Source organism: Isoptericola maris, assembly GCF_048065335.1.
Lineage (GTDB): Bacteria > Actinomycetota > Actinomycetes > Actinomycetales > Cellulomonadaceae > Isoptericola > Isoptericola rhizosphaerae.
The window spans coordinates 576,954-596,165 of the sequence record NZ_JBLUNY010000001.1 but is presented as its reverse complement, the minus strand read 5'-3'; the positions used below and the strand labels follow the sequence as shown (position 1 = coordinate 596,165).

Sequence of the window (19,212 nt, the reverse complement as noted above, 5' to 3'; positions counted from 1 at the left end):
GAGGAGCGTTCGCGCCGAGGTAGTAGCCGGGGACGACGACGGCCCCCGCACCGAGAACATCGGTGCGGGGGCCGTCGTCGTGCGGGCAGGCGGTCAGCTGTCCCCGCCGGCGGAGCCGGACGTACCGGCCGTGACGTCGGTCAGCCGGTACTTCTCGACCGCCTGGGCGACGACCTCGCGAGGCACCTCACCGCGGCGGGCGAGCTGCTGGAGCGTCTTGACGACCATCGACGGACCGTCGATGAGGAAGTGTCGACGGGCTGCCGCGCGGGTGTCCGAGAAGCCGAAGCCGTCGGCACCGAGCACCGCGTAGTCACCCGGGACCCATGCCCGGATCTGGTCGGGGACCAGGTGGTCGTAGTCGCTGGAGGCGATGAACGGACCGGACGCGTCGCCGAGCTTCTGCGTCAGGTAGGGGACGCGGGGCTCGGACGCGGGGTCGATCAGGGCGTCCTTCTCCGCGGCCAGCGCGTCCCGGCGCAGCTCGTTCCAGCTCGTCACGGACCACACGTCGGCGGAGACGCCCCAGTCGTCGCGCAGCAGCTGCTGCGCCTCGAGCGCCCACGGAACACCCACACCGGATGCCAGGAGCTGAGCACGGGGGCCCTCGCCGCCTTCGACGGAGATGCGGTGGATGCCTCGCAGGATGCCCTCGACGTCGACGTCCTCCGGCTCGGCCGGCTGGACCATCGGCTCGTTGTACACCGTGAGGTAGTACATGACGTTCTGGTCCCGGCCGTCGGAGCCGTCGCCGTACATCCGCTCGATGCCGTCCCGCACGATGTGCCGGATCTCGTAGCCGTACACCGGGTCGTACTGGACCATCGCGGTGTTGGTGCCGGCCAGCAGGGGCGAGTGGCCGTCCGCGTGCTGCAGGCCCTCACCCGTCAGGGTGGTGCGTCCCGCCGTCGCGCCGATGATGAAACCGCGCGTGAGCTGGTCGCCGGCGGCCCAGAACTGGTCGCCCGTGCGCTGGAAGCCGAACATCGAGTAGAAGATGTAGAACGGCACCATCTGCTCACCGTGCGTGGCGTAGGAGGTGCCGACCGCCTGGAAGGCAGACGCGGAACCTGCCTCGTTGATGCCGGTGTGCATGATCTGCCCGGACTCGGACTCCTTGTAGCTCAGCATGAGCTCACGGTCCACCGCGAGGTAGTTCTGGCCGACGGTGTTGAAGATCTTCGCGCTCGGGAAGATCGCGTCGAGACCGAACGTCCGTGCCTCGTCAGGGATGATCGGCACGATGCGCGGGCCGATGCCCTTGTCCTTGATGAGGTCCTTGAGCAGGCGCACGAACGCCATGGTCGAGGCGACCTCCTGCGTGCCCGAGCCCTTCTTGAGCAGCTCGTACGTCTTCGCCTCGGGGAGCTTGATCGGCTTCGCCTTCGAGCGGCGCTCGGGGACGAACCCGCCGAGCTGGCGGCGACGCTCCAGCATGTACTGGACCGCGTCGTCGTCCATGCCCGGGTGGTAGTACGGCGGCATGTTCGGCTCGGCGTCGATCTGCTCGTCCGTCAGGGGGATGTGCAGAGTGTCGCGCAGCACCTTGAGGTCGGTGTTCTTGACCTTCTTCATCTGGTGCGTGGCGTTGCGGCCGGCGAAGCCCGAACCGAGGGCGTAACCCTTCACGGTCTGGGCGAGGATGACGGTCGGCTGGCCGGTGTGCGCGCGAGCGGCCGCATAGGCCGCGTAGATCTTGCGGTAGTCGTGCCCGCCGCGCTTCATGTTCCAGATGTCGTCGTCGGTCATGTTCTCGACGAGGGCCTTGGTGCGCGGGTCGCGGCCGAAGAAGTGCTCGCGGATGAACGCGCCCGACTCCGCACGGTAGGTCTGGAAGTCGCCGTCCGGCGTGGAGTTCATGAGGTTGACCAGGGCGCGGTCCTTGTCCGCGTTGAGCAGGGCGTCCCACTCGCGGCCCCAGACGACCTTGATGACGTTCCAGCCGGCGCCGCGGAACTGCGCCTCCAGCTCCTGCATGATCTTGCCGTTGCCGCGGACGGGGCCGTCGAGGCGCTGCAGGTTGCAGTTCACGACGAACGTCAGGTTGTCCAGGCCTTGGTGCGCCGCGTGCTGGATCAGGCCGCGCGACTCGGGCTCGTCCATCTCGCCGTCGCCGAGGAACGCCCAGACGTCCTGCTGGCTGGTGTCCTTGATCCCGCGGTTCTCGAGATACTTGTTCGTCCAGGCCTGGTAGATGGCCGAGGCCGGGCCGAGGCCCATGGAGACCGTCGGGAACTCCCAGAAGTCCTGCATGAGCCGCGGGTGGGGGTACGACGGCAGGCCGCCGCCGGGGTGCGACTTCTCCTGCCGGAACCCGTCGAGCTGGTCGGCGCTGAGCCGGCCCTCGAGGAACGCCCGCGCGTACATGCCGGGGGAGGAGTGGCCCTGGAAGTAGATCTGGTCGCCGCCGCCCGCGTGGTCCTTGCCGCGGAAGAAGTGGTTCAGGCCGACCTCGGTGAGCGTCGCCACGGAGGCGTAGGAGGAGATGTGCCCGCCGACGGACAGACCGGGACGCTGGGCGCGCGTCACCATGACGGCGGCGTTCCAGCGGTTCCAGGAGCGGTACTTGCGCTCCATGGCCTCGTCGCCGGGGAAGTAGGGCTCCTCGTGCACACCGATGGTGTTGACGTACGGGGTCGCCACCGAGGTGGGGATCTGCACGCTGCGCTCGCGTGCGCGACGCATCAGGTTGAGCATCACGTAGCGCGCCCGTGGGCCGCCCTTGTCGTCGATCAGCCCGTCCAGGGACTCCATCCACTCCGACGTCTCCGACGGGTCGATGTCCGGTACCGCGCTGAGCAGACCGTCGATCAGCGGTCCGGTCTCGTCGTACGAAGCCACCAGCAACCTCTCTCTTCTGCGGGCTGCCGCCGTGGTCCGGCGACCGCTCGTGTCAGGCGTCCCGTGCACGGGCGGCCGCGTCGCCGGGGTCGCGACGGCGCGGTCCACCCACGGGGTGGTCACTACTCATTGTGTCCTGACTTTCTCAGCCCGGACACCAGGCGGCGGTCAAGAATCCGTGATCTACGTCATGGTGATGTGTCCGGACTCGGTCGAGGGCGCCGGTGGGGGCGGTGGACCGGCGCGCACGACGGCGCCGCGTGCACTACCTTGACGCTCACAGGCGCACCGCAGGGTGCGCCTGACGACGACGGAAGGAACGTAGGTCCACGTGGGACAGCAGGCGGAAAGCCCGGCCGAGCGATTCGGGTTCACCACCGGTCAGGTCGTGCAGGAGTTCGGGTGGGACGACGACGTCGACGAGCCTCTGCGCGAAGCGCTCGAGGGCCTGGTCGGCGGCGAGCTCGTGGACGAGGACTACGGGGACGTCATCGACGGGGTCATCGTCTGGTGGCGCAAGGAGGACGGCGACCTGACGGACACGCTCGTCGACGTCCAGACCGCGCTCGACGACGGAGGCCAGGTCTGGCTCCTGACGCGCAAGCCGCGCCGGGAAGGCCATGTGGCCCACGACGAGATCATGGAGGCCGCCACCACGGCAGGCCTGCACGCGACCAGCACGTTCGCCGCGGGCGACGACTGGTCCGCCACGCGACTGGCACCGCGCGGTCGGTAGCCCCGGATGAGCAGCCCCGTCCTGCGTGCCGGCGACCCGGCACCGGACTTCACGCTGCCGGACACGCACGGCACGCCCACCCACCTCGCCGACCTGCGCGGTGAGAGCGTGCTCGTGGTCTTCTTCCCGTTCGCCTTCTCCGGTACCTGCACGGGCGAGCTGAGCGAGCTCCGGGACAACATCGAGGACTTCGAGGCGGCCGGCGTGCGTCTGCTGGCCGTCTCCACCGACCCGGTCTTCACCCTCAAGGCGTGGGAGGAGATCGAAGGCTTCGGGTTCGAGATGCTCAGCGACTTCTGGCCGCACGGGGCCGCCGCGACCGCCTTCGGTGTGTTCGACCCGGAGTCCGGTCACGCGCTGCGGGGCTCGTTCCTCGTGGACGCCGACGGCATCGTCCGCTGGACGGTCGTGCACCCGCGCGGCGAGCGCCGCGAGCTCGAGGCGTACCGGGCGGCGCTCGCAGAGATCTGATCCGGAGCCCGTCGACGGCGCGCCCGCCCGAGTCGTCCCGAACCGGGTCGCGGGGCCGGTATCCTTGCCTGCGCTGCCAGGGCCTGTAGCTCAGTTGGTCAGAGCGCCACGCTTACACCGTGGATGTCGGGGGTTCGAGTCCCTCCGGGCCCACTCTGGTCGCCTCAGTTCGGCGTTGTCCTCATCCCGGGTGCCGACCTTGGTCCGGCGTGGGGAGCACGAGGCGAAAGCACGCGCCTTCGCCGAGTGCTGTGGTGAGCTCGATGTCTCCGCCGTGCGCTCGCGCGAGCGAGCGCGCGATCGCCAGGCCCAGCCCGGCACTGGCGCCACCGGACCGGCTGCGCGAGCGGTCGGCGCGGTAGAAGCGCTCGAAGACGCGATCCGCCTGTGCGGCGGTCATCCCCGGCCCGTGGTCGGCCACCTCGAGTATCGCTCCGCCGTCGAAGGTCCCCACGCCGAGGCGGACGGGCGTTCCTGGCGGGGTGTGGACGGTGGCGTTGCCGACGAGGTTGGTAGCGACCTGGCGCAGTCGGGCCTCATCGGCGTGGGCGGGAGCCGGCCCTGGTGGACCGTTGCCGCCCGGGCCGGTGAGCTCGACCGGGCGGGTGGGGTCGAGAGCGCGCAGGATGCTCCGCGCGTCACCTGCGAGGGTACGCAGATCCATCGGCGCCCGGTCGAGCTGTCCGTCGGGTGCCTCGTCGAGCTGCGCGAGCAGCAGCAGGTCCTCGGTCAGCGCCGTCAGCCGAGCTGCCTCCCGGCGGATGCTGCTGATCGCTTCGTCGACGTCGGCCCGTTCGGGAAGCGCACCCATCCGGTAGAGATCGGCGGTGCCCGTGATGCCGAACAGCGGGGTGCGAAGCTCGTGGCTGACATCCGCCACGAAGGTTCGCATCCGTGCCTCGGAGGCAGCCCGGTCGGCGAACGCTCGCTCCAGCTGACCGAGCATGGCGTTGAGCGAACGCGCGAGCCGCCCGATCTCCGTTCCCGCCACGGCCAGGTCGGGCACGCGCTGGGTGAGGTCTCCGTCGGCTATGGCCGACGCAGTGGTTTCGACGCGGCGCAGCGGCCGAAGCCCTCGTCCGAGCGCGAACCAGCCGACGGCCGTCAGCGTGACCAGCAGGACCAGACCGCTGATCAGACTGCTCGCGCGGATCTGAGCGACGGTGGCATCGATGTCGGTGCGCGGTGCGGCCGCGATCACCGTTCCGTCCCCACCGGAGGCCGGCTGGGCGACCACTCGCCACCGTGCCGACCGGTCAGCGGCGGGCAGGTCGGTGGCCGACCCGTCCGTGGGCACCGCCCGAAGGTCGTCGAGGCTCGGCAGGCTCGCCGGGTCCAACTGCGGTGAGCGGATCGTGCCGTGCGGAGTGCCGTCGCGATCGAGGCGGACCAGGTAGGGATCGCCGAAGACGTCGAGGGCGGGTTCGAGGAGTGCGGCGTCGGCGGTGCGCTCGAGGTCCGGCGCCCTCGTACCGGGCCCGGTCGCGATGATCGAAGCCATCATGCCCAGCTGATCATCCAACCGACCGAGCTGGTACCGCTCCAGGTGACCAGTCAGGACCGTGCCGATGATGCCCAGTCCGGTCAGCAGGAGGCCCGCCGTGATCAGCAGGAGCCTCGTCCGAAGCGAGAACCGGTGGACAGGGCCCCTCACGGCCGGGGTTCCCGCATCACGTAGCCGACGCCGTGGACGGTGTGGATGAGCTTCGGCCCGGCCCCGTCGACCTTGCGCCGCAGGTACGAGATGTAGGTGTCGACGATGCTGGCGTCGCCGCCGAAGTCGTATCGCCATACCCGGTCGAGGATCTGTGCCTTCGAGACGACCTGCCCCGCGTTCTCCATCAGGTAGTGCAGCAGCCGGAGCTCGGTCGGGGAGAGGCGCACCGGCTGCCCCTGCCGGGTGAGCTGGTGGCCCGCCACGTCGAGCGTCAGTGTGCCGAGCGTCAGCAGGTCGGTCTGCCGGCCCGTGGTGCGGCGGAGGATCGCGCGGATCCGGGCGATGAGCTCCTCCAGGTCGAACGGCTTGGTCACGTAGTCGTCGCCCAGCGAGAGCCCGGTGACCTTGTCGATCTGCTGGTCCCGTGCGGTGAGGAAGAGGACCGGGACGGGGCCGCCATGGCTCTCCTGACGCTGTTCGCGCAGCTGACGCACCACCTCGAAGCCGTCCAGGTCCGGAAGCATGACGTCGAGCAGCACGAGATCGGGAGGATTCTCGGCTGCGGCGGCCACCGCTTCCGCAGCGGTGGCGGCAGAGCCCACCTGGAAGCTGGCGAACCGGAGCGCGGCCGAGAGCAGGTTGCGAACCGTGTCTTCGTCGTCGACCACCAGCAGGCGCTCGCTGGTGCTGCCCTTGGTCATCGCCTGACCCGGTCGGTCCATGCCCGCCACCCTACCGACGCCATGCTTCTCGTCCCGGTGACGAGAAGGGTGCCGGTGAAGCCTGCGACCGCGCCCGCCACCAGCCCGGTTCCGGCTGCGGTCCACAGGTCGGTGTGAAGACTCACGTCCAGCACGGGCTGGACGAAGCCGCGCACAGCGACGCCGAGGTCGACCGAGATCCGGGTGGCCAGTGCGAGGATGGTCAGCACGAGGCTCATCACCGGAGCCAGCGCGGCGGCAGCGCCGAGTGCCCGGCGCATCGGACCGCCCGTGGGGGGAACGGCTCGCGCGCCGACGATCCCGATGCCCAGGAGCAGTGCGAGCGCCACCCAGGTCAGCGGACCGCCCGGGGCGATCAGCCCGGAGCCGAGGAGGGAGCCGGTGCCGTCGAGCAGACAGGCGAGGATCTCTTCCCTGTGCAGCGTCCAGGGCACGCCGAGCCCGGTCAGCAGGGCCGCCGACAGCGCCAGCGGCGAGCCGAGCAAGACGCCGCCGCCCGCCGAGGACCCCCAGAGCACCCAGGCACCGGCGACAAGGAGCACCGTGAGCGCGCCGATGGACGATGCTGCGGCGCGTGCTGCTCGCGCGACGGACCGCACTCGCGTCACCACCCAGCACGCCGCGACGACAGCGACTGTCCAGCATGTCGCCGCCACCATCGTCGGTCCGATGGCCACGGAGAGCCCGACGTCGAACGCACCGACCGCGTCGCCCAGGCCGCCCAGGCCGCCCAGGCCACCCAGGCCACCCAGGCCACCCAGGCCACCCAGGGGCGCCCCTTCCGGACAGCTGCGAGCGGTGGAGCCGCTGGCTGCCGTGGGCGCGATCTGGGGCAGCCGCAGGGTGATCGTTCCGCGCACGGACAGCGACACCACAGCGATACCCGCCAGCAGGACGGCGACGGCCGTCGCGCCGCGGACGAGCAGCCCGACCCTGCCGCCGCGCACCAGCAGCGCGCCCAGCACCAGAGCCCCCACGAGCGAGACCCCCAGCGGCATCACCTCGACGAACCCTCGCAGGCCGACCGGAAGCCCGGACAGGATTGCCTCGATCTCGACGGAGCCTCCCGCGGCCAGCACGAGCACGGCCACCGTCTGCGTCGCGAGCCCACCGAGCCGGTCTGCGTCGAGAAGCAGGAGACCGGCCGCGGCGACAGCCGCCATCGCGGCCAACGCCGCGACCGACGCACCGGCGCCCCGGCTCATGTCGCGCAACGTCACCTGACCACGCATCACACGTCACGGCGCCGGAAGAGGACGAACGCGGCGACCAGCAGGGTGCCGACTCCGAGGCACATCCCGCCGAGGTTCAGCCAGGGGTACGGAAAGTCGGCGTCGGGCATCGTGGTCATGACCGTGGCCGCACCCTGGGTCGGCCAGTAGTCCAGCAGGAACTGGACCCACGAGGGAAACAGTCCCGCGAAACCCGGGATGACGAAGATGATTCCCACGAGGATGGCGAGGGCACCAGCCGTCGCTCGTGTGATCACGCCGAGCGTCACCGCGAGCAGCGCGACCGCGGTGAGATAGACCCCTCCGCCCACGACGGCGGAGAGCACGCCGGGATCACCCAGCGTCGCATGGGGCGCGCCGTGTGCGGCGAGGACGGCCTGCCCCCCGCCGAACGCGGCGAACATCAGCGACTGGCCGGCGATCGCCGCGACGGCGGTGACCGTCACCACCTTGGCCGCCAGCAGACGGTAGCGGCGCGGGCTGGTCATCACGGACGTCTGCATCTCGCCGGTGGCGTACTCCGAGGTGACCACGAGGATGCCGATCACGCCGACGATCAGTTGGGCGACGATGTATGACGTCAGGCTGCTCCCGGTCGGATCCCACGCCGCCCGCTCCGCCGCGGTCGCGTCCGAATATTGCGCTCCCGCGGCGCTCGTCGCCAAGAGGCTGATCCCGATCCCGACCACGAACAGGCACACCAGGGTGAGCCATGTGGAGCGCAGGCTGCGCAGCTTGATCCATTCCGCACGAAGCGCATGCGTGAACTTCACGCTGCTCGGCGCACCGACGGCGCTCACGCCACTGTCCCGTGGTAGTCGATGTTCTCGCGGGTCATCTCCATGAAGACGTCCTCCAGCGAAGCGTGTTGCGGCGTGAGCTCGCTGAGCACGATGTCGTGGTGAGCTGCGAGCGCGCCGATCTCGTCGGGCGTCATGCCGGAGACGACCATCGAGGTTGCGTACCGGTCCCGCACGGCGCCCCCGGCCTCGACCAGACGCGGTGCGAAGAAGTGCGGGTCGGAGGTGCGCACGAGCACGGTTTCCTCGCCACCGGACCGCACGAACTCGTCGACAGTCGTATCGGCGATGAGCCGGCCTCGTCCGATCACGACCAGGTGGTCGGCGGTCTGTGCCATCTCGCTCATGAGGTGGCTGGAGAACAGGACCGCACGGCCTTCCCCGGCGAGTGAGCGCATGAGCCGTCGAACCCAGCGGATGCCCTCGGGATCCAGCCCGTTGACAGGCTCGTCGAAGACCAGCACCTTCGGTTCGCCGAGCAGAGCTGCCGCGATACCGAGTCGTTGCCGCATCCCGAGGGAGAACCCACCGATCCGCTTCCCGGCGACGGATTCCATGCCCGCCCGGGTCAGTACGTCGTCGACCCGGTGTCGCGCGAGACCGTTGCTCGCAGCGAGCGCCAGCAGTTGTTGGTACGCCGTCCGGCTGCCGTGCACCGCGCCGGCATCGAGCAGCGCACCCACCTCGGTGAGTGGGACGGGAAGGTCGCGGTAGCGGCGGCGGCCGATGGTCACCGAGCCTCGCGTCGGAGCGGCCAGGCCGGTGATCATCTTCAGGATCGTGGACTTGCCGGCTCCGTTCGGCCCGAGGAAGCCGGTCACCTGTCCCGGTTCGACGGTGAACGACACGTCATCCACCACGGTGTCAGGCCCGTACCGCTTGGTCAGGCCGCGGACGTCGATAGTTGTCATGCTCCGGATCATCGCCAACCGGACCGAGAGGTCTCTCAGTGGTTCTGTGAGACTTCTGGGAGCCAGGGAACGAGCACGAGGCGCCGCAACGGAGCCGTTCGCCGGGCACGGGTGAACTCACAGGTCTGTATGAGCGATCAACTGCGCACGAGCCGCGCGGAACCGGCAACTCGTGCGACCGCCCGGACCCGGGCAGCCCGGGGCAGGAGCCCGACCATGGACGACATGATGCTGCTTCCCGGCCTGGCACTGGCGCTCGGCCCGGGTGACCGGCGCTCGAGCACACGGAGCGCCGCGTCGGCCACCTGCTCGGGCGACTGGTAGCTGCCGCCGTACTGCTCGGTCCCGATCTCGTCGAAGAACTCGGTCGCGGTCAGGCCGGGCGCGAAGGCGAGCGTGCGGATGCTGCTGTCGCGCAGCTCCCACCAGAGCGCCTCGGTGAAGCCGAGGACGAACGCCTTGGTCGCGGCGTACACGGCCATCCCGGGGATGGGCGCGTACGCGGCGTCGCTCGTGATGTTGACGAGAAAACCGTGGCCCGCCGCGCGCAGATCGGGCAGGAAGGTGTGGCAGAGATCGACGACGGCGCCGATGTTGACCGCGATCTCGTCGGCGAGCCGGTCCGGGTCTTCGTCGTCGAACCGGCCGTCCGTGCCGAAGCCGGCGTTGTTGACGAGGCTGGTGACCTGCACGCCGCGACGCTGCAGCTCCGCGCGGACCGCGGCTCCGGGGCGTGCGACGGCGAGGTCGGCCGGCACGGTCTCGACGCGCGTGCCGTGCGCCGCGCGGAGCTCGGCGGCGAGCGCGTCCAGCCGGTCGATCCGGCGCGCCACGAGGACGAGGTCGGAGCCGCGGGCGGCGAGCGTGCGGGCGAGCGCGCGGCCGATCCCCGAGCTGGCGCCGGTGACGAGGGTGGTCTGCGAGGAGAAGTCGAGTGAGCTCATGATGACACTGTAGGACATAGATGGCACTGAGTGACAGACGTGGCGCTAGCTGCCGAAGATGGCTACCTTGGCCGGATGACCGGCAACGCTCCAGAAAGTCTTCGCGAACGCACCCGCCGCGCGGTCCACCAGGAGATCGCCCGCACGGCGATGCGGCTGTTCGCCGAGCGAGGCTTCGAGGAGACGACCATCGACGAAGTCGCCGCACAGGCGGGCATCAGCCGCCGATCGTTCTTCCGGTACTTCGCCACCAAGGAGGACGTGGTGCTGGGCGAGCTCGTCGAACGCGGCCGGATCGTCGCCTCGGCGCTCGCCGGGCGGCCGGCGGACGAGCCGCCGTGGGCGGCGGTCAGGGCGGCGTTGCTGGCGCTGCGTGACGCCGTCACGACCGACGAGGCGGACGAGCTCGAGATCGGCCGGATGCTCTACGGCAACCAGACGCTGCGCGCACGGCACCTCGAGAAGCAGCTCGCCTGGCAGGACCTGCTGGTGCCGATCCTCGCCGAGCGCATCCGGGCCGCGGACCCTGACGCCGGCGTCGACCCGGAGCTCGCCGCCGCAGCCGTCGTGGTGGGCGCTCTCGCGTGCCTGGACGTGGCGGGTGCCTGGTGGGTGCGCCGGGACGGGGCGATCCCGCTCGAGCGCCTCTACGACGACGCGGTGGCCGCGATCCGCCGCTGACCGACCCCGCTGGAGGACGTGGTGCCGTCAGGACCCCGCGGGGGCGTCATCGCCCACCGGGTCGCCGCCGTCTGCCGAGTCGTCGCCGGGGCTCGGATCCGCTGGTGCGCTCGGCTCCGTGGGCGGTGTCGCGTCACCGGTGGGATCCGGGTCGGGCGTCGAGGTCGGCTCCGGTTCGTCGGTCGGTTCCGGGTCGGCCGTCGGGGTCGAGGTCGGTTCGTCGGTCGGTTCGTCCGTGGGTGACGGCGTGGGCGTCGAGTCGTCCGTAGGCGTCTCGGACGGCGTCGGCGTCGGGTCCGCGGTCGGCGTCGACCGGGTGGTCGGGTCGGCCGGCGGTGGCGGCGCCGTCGTCGCCTGGGACTGCGACGGGCTGGGCGTCGGTGACGGGCTGTGCGTGGCCGGCGAGACCGGTCCACCGTCGTCGGTGTCGCGCAGGGCCCAGAACGCGAACGCTCCGACGGCGCCGACCAGGACGAGCGCGAGGACGACGGCGAGTATCCTCCGCCGGGAGCGCTTGTCCTGCTCCGGCCCTTCCGGCCCCTCCGGCCCCTCTGGCGCCGGCGGTGCGGCGTCGTCCGCCGCCGTCGTGGCGGGGACACCCTCGGGCGGGGTGGCAGAGGCGCCCACGGCACCGACCTGACGGGTGCGCTGGAGCTCGGCCTCCTCGCCCGCCGCGGCTGCGGCCGCAGCCGCCGCTGCGCCTGCCGCCCCGACGACGGCCGTCCGGTGCGGATCGTTCGCAGCGATCTGACCCAGCGTCATCGTCGCGTCCGAGCTGGCCGCGTCTGCCTGGGTGTCGGCGGCGCCGGTTCCCAGCAGGGCCGCGGCCGCCGCGCGCATCGCGTCGGCGGAGGCGAACCGCTGTGCCGGGTCCTTGGCCATCGCCTGTGCCACGAAGCGGTCGACGGAGACCGGGACTGCGGCTCGCCGTGCCGACGGCGCGGGGACCGGTGCTCCGACATGGGCCCGCAGGACGTCCTCCGGCCGGGCGCGCTCGTACGGCGCATGTCCGGTGAGGGCGTAGTAGGTCAGCGCCCCGACCCCGTACAGGTCGCTACGGGCGTCGAGCGGCCGGCCCTGGGCCTGCTCGGGCGACATGCCCACCACGGACCCGGCGACCGTCTTGCCGTCGCCGTCCCCGCCGGCGGGGCCGGCGAGCCCGAGGTCGAGCAGACCGACCGTCAGCCCGCCGTCCTCGCGCCGGTCCACCACGACGTTGCGCGGACCGACGTCGCGGTGCACCAGCCCGGCGGCATGGACCGCCGCCAGGGCGTCGAGCAGCCCGTCGATCAGGGCGAGTGCCTCTCGCCACGGCAGGCCGTCTCCGCCGGCCACCTCGGAGACCGGTGCACCAGGAAGGCGGCGGGTCAGGAGCCAGGGCACGTCGGCCCCCGCGACCTCGTCCTCTCCGGTGTCCAGCACCTTCACCACGCCGCGGTGGTTCACCAGGGCCGACGCCACGATCTCGCGGGTCATGGCGGCGCGGGCCGTCTCGTCGTCGACCAGGTGCGGGTGCAGGACCTTGACCAGGAGCGCGGCCTCGGGCTCGGTGGCGGTCTCCTCGGCGTCCGTGACCCGCAGGCGGGCGGCCTCGTAGACGGTGTAGGTACCGCCCGTGCCCAGGATGTCGCCCAGGACGTACTTCCCGCCAAGGACCACCTGCCCGTCGCTCGGCTCCTCGGTCGGCCCGGTGGGCGTCATGCCGTGCACCTCTGCCCGGACGGGGCGTCGACGAAGGCTGCCGTGCACCGCGGCACGAGTGGGCGGGAGGTCGTGGTCATCTCAGTCATCAGCCCCCACAGGATAGGCGCTAGGGGGCGTGACGTGCGCGTTCCTGGTGCGCCGGTGACCCGGCGCGCTCACGTGGAGCTGCGGCCGACGGGCGTCGGAGACGTCGCCGTGCCACGCGAGGACAGGGCGCGCAACGCCCGCTCCGCAGGCCCGCGCAGACCTCGGCGGTCGAGCGTCACCGCGACGGCGACCGTGACCAGCCACGCAGCCACCGCCACGAGCGCGGCCTGCCACTGGTCCAGGACACCGCCGAGCCCCAGTCCCCAGGCGCACAGCAGCGGGGCGAAGATCACCGACTGCAGCAGGTAGCTGGTCAGGGACCGTTTGCCGACGGCCGTCAGCGCCTCCACGACACGTCCTGGCCGGCGCTCGTCCGTGAAGCGTGCCGCGACCAGCGCGAAGGCCGCGGCGTAGCCGAGCGCGCCGAAGAGGCCCGTCACCAGGTGCAGCAGGGTCGGCGCCCACTCGGGCAGCGCCCACTCCCCGTGGTGCATCATCACCGAGGGGATCGCTCCGGCCCAGCCGAGCGTGATGCCGAGGGCGGCGGTGCGCACGAGCAGCCGGCGGTGGGCGCGAGGCTCCTCCAGCACCCGGGCGCGTGCGCAGGCGATGCCGAGGAGGATCGCGGCGGGCACCACGAGGCCGAGGATTCCCTGCGTGACCGTCATGGGCAGCCAGAAGGCGAGCCGCGGCAGGATCGAGGCGAGGTACGGGCTGATGCCGGCGAGCCCGGGCGTCATGTCGCCGGACATGGCGGTGATCTCGGGAGGGAGGAGCGCTCCCGCCGCCATGGTGATGACCGCTCCGATCGCCAGCAGGCCCGTCAGAGCCCCGGCCCACACCAGCAGGGTCCTGGTGCGGCGGTGCAGGAAGAGCCAGACGACGAGGAGCCCGGCCAGTCCGTAGGCGCCGAGGACGTCGCCGTACCAGAGCAGTGCCGCGTGGACGGCACCGAAGGCGAGCAGCCAGAGGTGGCGACGCTGCAGCACCCGCCGCGCGGTCCGTTCGTCGAGCCCCGCGGCGCGCTGGCGCGTGAAGGACTGCCAGATGCCGTAACCGAAGAGGAAGGCGAAGAGCGGATAGCTGCGACCGTCGACGGCGATGATCGCGACGGTCTGCCACATCGCGTCGAGCCCGGTGGCCCCGGGGCGGTGCGCGCTGGTCTGGGCGACCTCGGACCCGTAGAGGAACCAGGGGACGTTCGCCAATGCGATGAGCAGGAGCATCAGGCCGCGGGCGAGGTCGGGGGCGACGGCCCGGACGTGCGGCGTGCCGCCGTCGGACATGGTCATCGTGCTCCTTCGGGGTGTGGGTGGTGGGCGAGCGCGCTGGGGGAGAGGCGGCCGATGATGGCGGGAGCCTCGTGGACCAGGGTGTCATCGCTGAGCGCGTGCCGTCACTGCGTGCCCTGCGCCCCGGGTCCGGCAACGCTGCGCCGCCACGACGCCGTCCTCGACGCCCTCCCACCGGGGGCGGTCGAGGCGGAGTGTCGGTAGCACCGGGCACGATGGGCCCGTGCACGTCGTCCTCGCCCCGGAGCCCGCGGGCTCCGTCCGCCTGGTCCGCGTCGCCGACGACGGCGGCACACCGGGGGACGAGGGCGTTGCGGACTCGCTGGTGGTCGCCCCCGACGACCTCCCCGCCGTCGTGCGGGACGTCGAGGCGTCCGCCGCCGTCCCGCCGCGGTGGACGGGGCAGGACACCAACCGGTGGTACCCGGCGTTGCTCACGGCGGGCGTGCGCATCGAGCGCGGGCACGACCTGCGCCTCGCGCACCGGATCCTGCGCGGCTCGAGCCTGTCCGCCGGCTCCGCCCTCGCCACGGCGCCGCCCGGCGACTGGGACGCGATGGGCCTCACCCCGCCCGGCGGCGAGGTCGCCGTCGGCGCGCTGCGCCGTCCGCAGGAGGAGTCGTTGGGCGCCCGCGCCGCGCCCGCCCCGGCGCGGGGCGGCGCCGGCCCGGCGGGGCCGTCGACGGGCCGGGCGCCCGACCTCCTCGCCGAGCTGGCGGCGCAGCACGCCGCGGTCGCCGGGTCGACCGGGGCGGGCCGGCTGCGGCTGCTCCTCGCCGCCGAGTCCGCGGGAGCGCTCGCCGCGGCCGAGATGCACCACGCCGGGCTGCCCTGGCGGGCGGACGTCCACGACGAGATCCTCACCGCGGTGCTCGGTCCCCGGCCTGCCGAGGGCCGGCGGCCCGAGAAGCTGGAGGCGCTCGCGGGGCAGATCCGTGCTGCCCTCGACGCGCCACCCACTCTCAACCCGGACTCCCACCCGGACCTGCTGCGAGCCATGGAGTACGCGGGCGTGGGCGCGCGGAGCCTGCGCAAGTGGGAGCTGGAGAAGATCGACCACCCCGTCGTCGCGCCGCTGCTGGAGTACAAGAACCTGTACCGGCTCTACACCGCGAACGGGTGGTCGTGGCTCGACCACTGGGTGCGCGACGGTCGCTTCCGCACGGACTACGTGGTCGGTGGGGTCGTGACCGGGCGCTGGTCGTCCACCGGCGGAGGGGCGCTGCAGCTGCCGAGGTCGGTGCGCCGGTCCGTCCAGGCCGACCCCGGGTGGGTGCTCGTCGTCGCCGACGCGGCACAGCTCGAGCCCCGCGTGCTCGCGGGCCTCGCGGCGGACGAGACGATGGCCGCCGCGGGCGCGGGTGGCGACCTGTACGCCGGCATCGTCGCCACGGGCGCGGTGCCGACCCGTGAGCTCGCCAAGGTCGGGATGCTCGGCGCGATGTACGGCGGGACGACGGGCGCGAGCGGCCAGGTGCTGCCGCGGCTGTCGCGCGCGTTCCCCCGCGCGATGGGGCTCGTCGAGGATGCCGCGCGCACCGGCGAGCGGGGCGGCGTCGTCAGCACCTGGCTCGGGCGCACCTCGCCACCGCCGGGAGAGGCGTGGGACGCGGCGCAGTCCGGGGCGCTCGGGGACGGGGCGCCGGCCGACGCCGCCACCCTGGCGCGCTCCTCGGCGCGGTCCTGGGGACGGTTCACCCGCAACTTCGTGGTGCAGGGCACCGCCGCCGAGTGGGCGCTGTGCTGGATCGCGTCCATCCGGCGACGGCTGTGGAACCTGCCCGTCGCCACCCGCTCGAACGAGGGGCCCGCACCGTTCGCCGACCGTGCGCACCTGGTGTTCTTCCTCCACGACGAGGTCGTGGTGCACGCCCCGGCGGCGCTCGCCGCCGACGTCGCACGGGAGCTGCGCGAGGCGGCGGTCGAGGCCGGGCGCCTGCTGTTCGGCGACTTCCCGGTCTCGTTCCCGCTCACGGTCGCGACCGTCGACTCGTACGCCGACGCGAAGTGAGCCCGGCCGCCCAGCCCGCACGCAGCGCCCGGCTCAACCGATGGCTGCCCGGCGGACGTGCGAGCGTGCGTGCTCGACGGCGTCGGCGAGGGTGTCGAAGGCGTGCTTCTCGTGCCGGAGCTCGTCGAGCACCCCGACCCGGACGATGAGGGAGCGGTGTCGGTCCTGGACTCCCTTCACGAGGACGGTGACGCCACGGCGTTCGAGCTCGGTGATGAGGTCGGCCAGAGCCTTGGCTCCGGTGGCGTCGACCATCTGCAGCTGGGACAGGCGCAGGATCACCACCTCGACGTCGCCGCGGGTGGAGGCCTCGGTGAGCTCGGTGAGGATGCGGTCCGCCGCGCCGAAGAACATCGCGCCGTCGAGCCGGAACAGGGCGATGCGGTCGTCGCCCTCGTGCGCCGGACCGGGCAGCGGTTCGCGGTGCACGGTGGATGCCCGGGCGACGTGGCGCAGCGCGAAGAACGCGGCGACGACGAGCCCGATCTGCACGGCCTCGATCAGGTCGAACGCGACGGTGATGAACGCCGTGATGGCGAACGTGCTGGCGTCGGACCGCGTCGAGCGCAGGATCGCCCGCACGGTGCGAGGGCCGATCATGCGCGTGGCGGTGACCATGAGCACGCCGGACAGGGCGGCGAGCGGGATCTGGGAGACCGGTCCGGTGGCGAGGTAGATCACGCCGAGGATCACGATCGCGTGGACGAGGGCGGCGAGCCGCGTGCGGGCCCCGGAGCGCACGTTGACGGCGGTGCGAGCGATCGCGCCGGTCGCTGGCATCCCCCCGAAGAGTCCCGACGCGACCGACGCGAGGCCTTGACCGAGGAGCTCGCGGTCCGGAGCGTAGACGGAGCCGCCCGGTGCCATGGAAGCGGCGACGCGCGCGGACAGCAGGGACTCGATCGCCGCGAGGGCGGCGACCGCGACGGCGGCGCCCACCACCTCCCGCAGGGCACCCGCGTCGAGGCTCGGCAGGACGGGGGAGGGCAGCGTGTCGGGCAGGGCGCCGATGCGCGCGACGGGCGCGGAGGTGATCTCGGCCAGCGCCGTGACCACGACGACGGCCACGAGGGAGGCGGGGACGGCGTGGTGCAGGCGTGGGAGGAGCACCATGAGCAGCACGACCACGGCCACGGCGCCGAGGGTCCACGCCGTCTCGGTGCCCGGGTCGGTGGCCGTCGTCGCGACGGAGCTCACGGCGGTGGCCAGGGAGTTCTCGCCGACGGCCGCGTCCGTGCCGAGCGCAGCGGGCACCTGCTGCAGGAAGATGATGGCGGCGATGCCGAGCGTGAACCCCTCCACCACGGGCCACGGGATGTAGGTCACCGCCCGGCCGAGCCGGAGCAGGCCGAGCGCCAGGACCAGGACTCCTGCGAGCACGGTCACGAGTGCGACGGACCCGACGCCGTGCGCCGCGACGACCGGTGCGAGCACCACTGCCATCGCACCGGTCGGCCCGGAGACCTGGAACCTGGAGCCGCCGAACACCGCGGCGACGATCCCGGCGATGACGGCGGTGACGAGACCCGCGGCGGGCCCGACCCCGGAGCTCACGCCGAAAGCGAGCGCCAGCGGCAGCGCGACGACGCCGACGGTGATGCCGGCGACCAGGTCGGCGCCGAGCGTGCGCGGCCGCAGGTCGTAGTCGGACCGCCCGGGGAGCAGGTCGCGGACGTCGAGCCGGGCGATGGCGTCGCGGATCGTCACCGGGACTCCTCCGTGACGGTCGTGCGGACCTTGTCAGGCAGGTCGGCCTCGGCGGCGTCGAGGACGCCGCGTGCCGTCGCGCCGGGCAGGGTGGGGAGCCTGCGGACCACGTCGAGGCGACTCGCGTCGTCGTCGGCGGCGAGGCGCCGGAGCAGGAACGCGCGCGCGACGACGAGGAGCTCGGCGACCAGTGGTTCGGTGAGCCGGTAGCGCACGGCGTTGCCGGACCGCTGGGACTCGACGACACCGGCCCGCTTGAGCACCGCGAGGTGCTGGGAGAGCGCGGACGGCTCGGCTCCGGTGGCCTCGAGCAGGCGGGGGACCAGGACCGTGCGGTCGGGCTCCACCGCCAGGACCTCGAGCACCTGGATACGGGCCGGGTGGGCGAGAGCGCGGAAGAGGTCCGCCTTGACGGTGTACAGGGGCTGGGTGTCCACGGTGAGATCGCACCAATGGATTTAGGGATCGCTAAATCCAGTGCCGGGGGGAGCCGATGGTTAGGGTCGGCCCATGAGCTCCGCGCCCCGCACCCTCGCCGACGTCGTCGCCGCCCTGGACGACCTGTACCCGCCGTCGACGGCGGAGGGCTGGGACGCGGTCGGCCTGGTGGCCGGCGACCCGCACCGCGAGGTGCGCCAGGTGATGTTCGCCGTCGACCCGGTGGACGCGGTCGTGGACGAGGCGATCGCGTGGGGCGCCGACCTGCTCGTCACCCACCACCCGCTGTTCCTCAAGCCGGTGACGTCCGTGGCCGCCACCACGTTCAAGGGCAGCGTGGTCCACCGGCTGCTCGCCGCCGGTTGCGGTCTGCACGTGGCGCACACCAACGCCGACTCCGCGCCGCGCGGGGTCGCCGATGCGCTCGCGGACCTCGTCGGGATCGCGGACCGGCGCCCGTTGGTGGCGCACGTCGACGACACCACGCGAGGCATCGGTCGCGTCGGGACGTTCGAGCGGCCGACGACGCTGGGCGAGCTCGCCCGGCGGGTGGCCGACGTCCTGCCCGACACCGCCCAGGGTGTGCGCGTGTCCGGAGACCTGGACGCCGAGGTGACCACTGCCGCCGTCGTCGGAGGCTCCGGGGACTCGTTGTTCGACGCGGTCCGGGCCGCCGCCGTCGACGTCTACGTCACCGCTGACCTGCGGCACCACCCGGCGTCCGAGCTGCGGGAGCGGGCGGCCTTCGAGGCGGGGCGCGACACGCCGGCCGGGTCGGGGCGTCCCTTCCTCGTGGACGTCGCCCACTTCGCCTCCGAGTGGCCCTGGTTGGCCTACGCCGCGACCGATCTCGTCGACCGACTGGGAGACGGTACGGTGACCACCAGAGTGAGCACCCTGGTGACGGACCCGTGGACGACCCGGGTCGCGAGCACGGGTCGCTGACCGTCATCTGAAGAGCTGCACGAGAGGACCCAC

16 protein-coding genes and 1 tRNA gene are annotated in these 19,212 nt (G+C 72.4%); 6 read left to right on the top strand and 11 right to left on the bottom strand.

Annotated features, from left to right (window positions below; all coding sequences use genetic code 11):
- Positions 1–93: 93 nt before the first annotated feature.
- Positions 94–2,841 (bottom strand): pyruvate dehydrogenase (acetyl-transferring), homodimeric type, encoded by a 2,748-nt coding sequence (aceE, locus tag ACH5HR_RS02990; protein ID WP_416476170.1) that lies wholly within the window; start codon positions 2,839–2,841, stop codon positions 94–96.
- A 331-nt stretch (positions 2,842–3,172) separates the two neighbouring features.
- Between aceE and ACH5HR_RS02985 the strand changes: the two genes are divergently transcribed.
- The 3 genes from ACH5HR_RS02985 to ACH5HR_RS02975 all read left to right on the top strand — a co-directional run bounded on the left by ACH5HR_RS02985 (position 3,173) and on the right by ACH5HR_RS02975 (position 4,201).
- Positions 3,173–3,577, top strand: a complete 405-nt coding sequence (locus tag ACH5HR_RS02985; RefSeq protein ID WP_402371320.1) for a DUF3052 domain-containing protein — start codon at positions 3,173–3,175, stop codon at positions 3,575–3,577.
- A gap of 6 nt (positions 3,578–3,583) precedes the next feature.
- The gene (locus ACH5HR_RS02980) at positions 3,584–4,048 is read left to right on the top strand and encodes a peroxiredoxin (protein WP_402371322.1); all 465 of its coding nucleotides are present in this window, start codon (positions 3,584–3,586) and stop codon (positions 4,046–4,048) included.
- Between the two features lie 79 nt (positions 4,049–4,127).
- Positions 4,128–4,201 (top strand) — tRNA-Val (locus ACH5HR_RS02975).
- A gap of 28 nt (positions 4,202–4,229) precedes the next feature.
- Here the strand turns inward: ACH5HR_RS02975 and ACH5HR_RS02970 are convergent.
- The 6 genes from ACH5HR_RS02970 to ACH5HR_RS02945 all read right to left on the bottom strand — a co-directional run bounded on the left by ACH5HR_RS02970 (position 4,230) and on the right by ACH5HR_RS02945 (position 10,314).
- Entirely contained in the window at positions 4,230–5,702 is a 1,473-nt protein-coding gene (locus ACH5HR_RS02970; RefSeq protein ID WP_416476168.1) for a sensor histidine kinase, read from the bottom strand.
- Positions 5,699–6,427 (bottom strand): response regulator transcription factor, encoded by a 729-nt coding sequence (locus ACH5HR_RS02965; protein ID WP_402371327.1) that lies wholly within the window; start codon positions 6,425–6,427, stop codon positions 5,699–5,701. The genes ACH5HR_RS02970 and ACH5HR_RS02965 overlap by 4 nt, the downstream gene beginning before the upstream one ends.
- Positions 6,403–7,632 (bottom strand): streptophobe family protein, encoded by a 1,230-nt coding sequence (locus tag ACH5HR_RS02960; protein ID WP_416476165.1) that lies wholly within the window; start codon positions 7,630–7,632, stop codon positions 6,403–6,405. Before ACH5HR_RS02960 ends, ACH5HR_RS02965 begins: the two co-directional genes overlap by 25 nt.
- A 26-nt stretch (positions 7,633–7,658) precedes the next feature.
- Positions 7,659–8,459, bottom strand: a complete 801-nt coding sequence (locus ACH5HR_RS02955) for an ABC transporter permease (protein ID WP_416476163.1) — start codon at positions 8,457–8,459, stop codon at positions 7,659–7,661.
- Entirely contained in the window at positions 8,456–9,370 is a 915-nt protein-coding gene (locus ACH5HR_RS02950) for an ABC transporter ATP-binding protein (RefSeq protein WP_416476162.1), read from the bottom strand. The genes ACH5HR_RS02955 and ACH5HR_RS02950 overlap by 4 nt, the downstream gene beginning before the upstream one ends.
- Positions 9,371–9,507: 137 nt before the next feature.
- A complete protein-coding gene (locus ACH5HR_RS02945; protein WP_402371336.1) occupies positions 9,508–10,314 on the bottom strand; it encodes an SDR family NAD(P)-dependent oxidoreductase in 807 nt (268 codons plus the stop codon).
- A 75-nt stretch (positions 10,315–10,389) separates the two neighbouring features.
- On the opposite strand from ACH5HR_RS02945, the gene ACH5HR_RS02940 reads away from it, so the two are divergent.
- Positions 10,390–10,995 (top strand): TetR family transcriptional regulator, encoded by a 606-nt coding sequence (locus ACH5HR_RS02940; protein WP_402371338.1) that lies wholly within the window; start codon positions 10,390–10,392, stop codon positions 10,993–10,995.
- Positions 10,996–11,022: 27 nt separating this feature from the next.
- Here the strand turns inward: ACH5HR_RS02940 and ACH5HR_RS02935 are convergent, their stop codons facing one another.
- Positions 11,023–12,696, bottom strand: a complete 1,674-nt coding sequence (locus ACH5HR_RS02935) for a serine/threonine-protein kinase (protein ID WP_402371340.1) — start codon at positions 12,694–12,696, stop codon at positions 11,023–11,025.
- A gap of 158 nt (positions 12,697–12,854) precedes the next feature.
- On the bottom strand, positions 12,855–14,078 hold the full coding sequence (locus ACH5HR_RS02930; protein ID WP_416476158.1) for a DUF418 domain-containing protein: 1,224 nt from the start codon (positions 14,076–14,078) through the stop codon (positions 12,855–12,857).
- 223 nt (positions 14,079–14,301) lie between these two features.
- On the opposite strand from ACH5HR_RS02930, the gene ACH5HR_RS02925 reads away from it, so the two are divergent.
- Positions 14,302–16,089, top strand: a complete 1,788-nt coding sequence (locus ACH5HR_RS02925) for a bifunctional 3'-5' exonuclease/DNA polymerase (RefSeq protein WP_416476157.1) — start codon at positions 14,302–14,304, stop codon at positions 16,087–16,089.
- Between the two features lie 33 nt (positions 16,090–16,122).
- Here ACH5HR_RS02925 and ACH5HR_RS02920 read toward each other — a convergent pair whose 3' ends face one another.
- Positions 16,123–17,796: a SulP family inorganic anion transporter gene (locus ACH5HR_RS02920; protein WP_416476156.1), complete on the bottom strand. Its 1,674-nt coding sequence runs from the start codon at positions 17,794–17,796 to the stop codon at positions 16,123–16,125.
- A complete protein-coding gene (locus ACH5HR_RS02915) occupies positions 17,793–18,233 on the bottom strand; it encodes an ArsR/SmtB family transcription factor (protein ID WP_402371349.1) in 441 nt (146 codons plus the stop codon). The genes ACH5HR_RS02920 and ACH5HR_RS02915 overlap by 4 nt, the downstream gene beginning before the upstream one ends.
- 73 nt (positions 18,234–18,306) lie before the next feature.
- Between ACH5HR_RS02915 and ACH5HR_RS02910 the strand changes: the two genes are divergently transcribed.
- On the top strand, positions 18,307–19,179 hold the full coding sequence (locus ACH5HR_RS02910; RefSeq protein WP_416476153.1) for a Nif3-like dinuclear metal center hexameric protein: 873 nt from the start codon (positions 18,307–18,309) through the stop codon (positions 19,177–19,179).
- The last annotated feature ends 33 nt before the right edge of the window (positions 19,180–19,212 follow it).

What these genes read in the sequence shown, in the direction of transcription:
- ACH5HR_RS02980 (WP_402371322.1), top strand. Translation starts at nt 3,584, where the DNA reads ATGAGCAGCCCCGTCCTGCGTGCCGGCGACCCGGCACCGGACTTCACG.
- ACH5HR_RS02965 (WP_402371327.1), bottom strand. Translation starts at nt 6,427, where the DNA reads ATGGACCGACCGGGTCAGGCGATGACCAAGGGCAGCACCAGCGAGCGC.
- ACH5HR_RS02960 (WP_416476165.1), bottom strand. Translation starts at nt 7,632, where the DNA reads ATGAGCCGGGGCGCCGGTGCGTCGGTCGCGGCGTTGGCCGCGATGGCG.
- ACH5HR_RS02950 (WP_416476162.1), bottom strand. Translation starts at nt 9,370, where the DNA reads ATGACAACTATCGACGTCCGCGGCCTGACCAAGCGGTACGGGCCTGAC.
- ACH5HR_RS02945 (WP_402371336.1), bottom strand. Translation starts at nt 10,314, where the DNA reads ATGAGCTCACTCGACTTCTCCTCGCAGACCACCCTCGTCACCGGCGCC.
- ACH5HR_RS02940 (WP_402371338.1), top strand. Translation starts at nt 10,390, where the DNA reads ATGACCGGCAACGCTCCAGAAAGTCTTCGCGAACGCACCCGCCGCGCG.
- ACH5HR_RS02935 (WP_402371340.1), bottom strand. Translation starts at nt 12,696, where the DNA reads ATGACGCCCACCGGGCCGACCGAGGAGCCGAGCGACGGGCAGGTGGTC.
- ACH5HR_RS02930 (WP_416476158.1), bottom strand. Translation starts at nt 14,078, where the DNA reads ATGACCATGTCCGACGGCGGCACGCCGCACGTCCGGGCCGTCGCCCCC.
- ACH5HR_RS02910 (WP_416476153.1), top strand. Translation starts at nt 18,307, where the DNA reads ATGAGCTCCGCGCCCCGCACCCTCGCCGACGTCGTCGCCGCCCTGGAC.